Annotated in this window: 2 protein-coding genes and 1 pseudogene; 2 read left to right on the top strand and 1 reads right to left on the bottom strand. The window is 67.3% G+C overall.

Annotation, left to right across the window (positions count from 1 at the left end):
* Positions 1–36 precede the first annotated feature (36 nt).
* Positions 37–480, bottom strand: a complete 444-nt coding sequence (locus AB0M99_RS37610) for a Tn3 family transposase (RefSeq protein ID WP_365928745.1) — start codon at positions 478–480, stop codon at positions 37–39.
* On the opposite strand from AB0M99_RS37610, the pseudogene AB0M99_RS37605 reads away from it, so the two are divergent.
* Together AB0M99_RS37605 and AB0M99_RS37600 are read left to right on the top strand one after the other, a co-directional pair.
* Positions 396–629: pseudogene (locus tag AB0M99_RS37605) on the top strand (hypothetical protein); the annotation flags it as partial. The gene AB0M99_RS37610 and the pseudogene AB0M99_RS37605 sit on opposite strands and share 85 nt — an antisense overlap.
* A gap of 214 nt (positions 630–843) precedes the next feature.
* Positions 844–2691, top strand: a complete 1848-nt coding sequence (locus tag AB0M99_RS37600; RefSeq protein ID WP_365928747.1) for a hypothetical protein — start codon at positions 844–846, stop codon at positions 2689–2691.
* Positions 2692–3402: the final 711 nt, after the last annotated feature.

The following is a 3402-nucleotide window of genomic DNA, read 5'->3' as shown; positions in this document are numbered from 1 at the left end:
GAGCCTGTGACCTGCTCGTCTCGGACCGCCAGGCATTCAAGCGGCCGGGATCCGTTCCTCCTCCAGCGTGCTGAAGTCGACATCGAGGCGGGTGTCGTAGTCCTCCGGGGCCATCCCGAGCTCGTGAGTGGAGTAGACCCCAAACCGGTTGATGTGTTCGGTCAGGTACGGCGAGATCTTGGCCAGGTCCAACGGGTCGATCTCCCAGGCCTCGGCCTGGAGCTGGCGCACCACGTCAGCGATGTCCAGGGTGTTATGGAAGATCACCAAGTTGGCCAGGAGCGAGGTGAACTTCACGTCCTTCTCCTGCTCGACCGGGTCGTTGTGCGCCACGGTGCCGCGCTGGCCGAACCGCACCCAGTCGCTGAAGCCGTTGAACGCCTCGACCTTGTTGGTTGCGGCCGTCACCCAACCGCGCAGCGGCGCGTCCGACAGGAAATATCCGCCACAGCCGTTCTCAAGAATCGCCATCAGGGCCATGTGCCTTGCGTGATCTGGAGGTCGGCAAGGCGTCCGGGCGGTTCCGGATCGCCGATGCGCGCGTCGCGCTGAGTGCCGTCGGCGGGGCCGTCCTCGGGCTGGTCCAGCTCCGTGCCACCTCCGAGCTGGACGACGCGGCGGGCGAGCAGACGGCGGAGATGGTGCTGCGCATGCTCGGGCTGGACGCCGATTCAGCTCAGGGGCTGGCTACCCACCGGCCGCGGTCCACGGCCACCGCGGGGGCGCCCTTCAGCCGTATCTCCTCCAAGCCCTACCGGAGCACCACGAGCCGCGCCCATCCTGCTCTGGACGGCAGGCCGCGACCGCAGGCCCGCCCCCGACACACAACGCTGGAAGGAATCCATGCGCTCCCGATCACTCTTACGTTTCCGGCCCGCCCGGTCCGTCTACTGGGCGCTGTCCGCGACGGTGATAGCCACTGCGGCAGCGCTCAGCACTGGGCTTGCGGCCCCGGCCCCGAGTGCCGCCGCCACCACCGACGATGTGGTCAGCAGCCACTGGATCGGACTGGGCTACAACCAGAACCCCCAGCCGCCGAGCGGCACGAGCTGGAACACCGCCGACTGGAATCGGATGGTGTCCCGCACCGACTACATGAAACCGGGCGTGGTCCGGGTCATGTTCAACCTGCCCTGGTTCTGGAGCGGCACTGACGCGGGCGGCACCTACGACTTCACCAGCGCCGCCTATCTGAACGCCGAGAAGGTGATCAAGCACTATGTGGACGAGGGCGTACCCGTTGTCAGCGGGCTGTTCGGCATCGACAACCTGACCTACACCTCCCCGAACACGGCCGCCGTCCAGACGACGCTGGTCAAGCACCTGCAGGCCGTCGGCGCCGCGCCGGCGTACTGGGTCGGTGTCAACGAGCCCAACGTCGCCAACGATTCGAAGTCCCATACGTACGCCGACTGGCAGACAGCGACGACCACCCTCGCGTCCGCCTTCGCAACCGCCGGGGTGGACACCACCAGAACGGTCATCTCCGGCGCCGACAGTGCCGAGGCCGGTATCAGCTCCTATGGCGGTGACCTCGGCCGCCAGACCGCACCCGAGTGCAATTCTGGGTGCGACGCAGCCCTGGTCTGGAAGCTCGCCGCACTCAACACGTTCACCGCACAGATCTACGCGGACAGCGCCACCGACACGGCGATCACCTTCCAGACCTCGTCGGACGGCACAGCCTGGAAGAACCTCGCAGTCCCGCCGCCAACGCCGGTCGCCCAGGTCACCGGCAAGAACGGAGGCGGAATGTGGAGCTACACGTACACCGCCTCCGGCATCACCAGCAGCAAGTACCTCCGCCTGTCCGTGGCCTCCTCGACCCTTGAGCACTCGATCGGGTCGATGCACATCGCCAACAACAACACGACTGTCGACGATCCGCTCGACGATCTGACGCAGACACAGGTCGACATGGACACCGGCACCTGGAAGGGCAACAACTCCTGGTGGCTGCGCTCCGCACAGAGCGGCCTGCTGGGAGCGAGCGAGGCCCACTTCTACGGCCAGGAGCTCTACGGCGCAGACCCGGCCTACGTCGAGCCCGTGATGAACAAGGCGGTGTCCCAGATCCGGCTGGCGACGCTGGGCGGTCCGGTGTTGCTGGGGGAGACGGGGATGAAGGCCCTTCAGTACCCGGACGGCAACAAGGACTACCGCTTCGCGCTCGACACGACCCAGCCGTTGCGCATGGCGGACCTGGCAGTGCAGGAAGCCCGCAGCGGCGTGGACGGAGCGGCAGCCTGGTGCCTCGACGGCTATGCCTCGACCACGTTCTGCGGGATGTGGGGGCGGGGCAACGACGACCCTGACAAGGTGTCGGCCCACTCCACGGCGCTACGGCCGTGGTTCTACACCTGGAGTCTGCTGACCCGGTACCTGCCGACCGGGTCCACCATCCATGCGCCGGCCGAGCCGACGGGCGTGCGCGTGCTGGCTGCACAACTGCCCGGCGGCGGCTGGACGTTCGTCCTCGTCAACCGCACGTCCGTCACACAGACGGTGAGGCTGACCGAGCCTACCGGGTGGATTACCCTCAACAAGTACCTCTACACCGATGGTGCCACCCCGAGCACCGACGCAAACGGCTTTCCCACAAAGGTCGGCACGCTGACGAAGAACTTCACCAACGGACAGACGCTGACGGTGGGTGCCAACTCCGTCCTGGTGCTCACCACCGCGTCGTGAGTGAGCCCCTGACGACCGGGGGCTGAACGTCTGAGGGTGTCGGCTGCTGTAGTGGCTGTCACGGTTCACGGTGCCGACACCCGGGCGGATCCGTCGCCCACCCGCTGGGCCCACGAATCGGGCCTGATCCACGCCAGGCTCGGCGACGTCGCCGCTGCCGAGGAGCACCCACGGACGTGATGTGGGTCGGGTGGGCGACGGTCGTCCAACAGCGGAGGGGAAGTGGGGGTTGACGCTTCGTCTGCCGCACCCGCGGCAGGAAGGCCGCCGCGAAGTACCACACCCCCCGCTTCGTCCTCGTCCCCGCGCTTCGCGAGGAACTCGAAGTCCTCGTCCCCGCCGACCGCCACCCCAGCCGCGCGTGGAAGCAGGGTCCGGCGCTCGCGATCGTGCCCGTGACGCGAACCGAGCGGCCGGTCCGAATCGGGTACGCGAGGACGTCGACCGCCCGACAGGAGCCCGCGAGCCAGCTCGAAGCCCTTCACCGGGCGGAGTGCCACAAGGTCTTCAAGGGGCAGATCAGCACCCAGCCTCGGGGACCAACGGAACAGCCAGTATCGGTGAGATTGATCTTGGACCGAACTCGGTCAGGTTTGCAGGCCCCGGCATCGACCTCCGGGGGCCTCGTCCCCGGAGGTCGGGCCGACGGATCATGCTGTGTACGTCAACTCAAGGTCATCGTCGACATCGGATGAACCGATGGGGTTGTGG

Origin of the sequence: Streptomyces sp. NPDC051183, assembly GCF_040682455.1 — a bacterium.
In the GTDB taxonomy this organism is placed as follows: Bacteria; Actinomycetota; Actinomycetes; order Streptomycetales; family Streptomycetaceae; genus Streptomyces.
The sequence above is the reverse complement of the archived record's forward strand: the minus strand, read 5'-3'. Positions and strand labels throughout refer to the sequence as shown.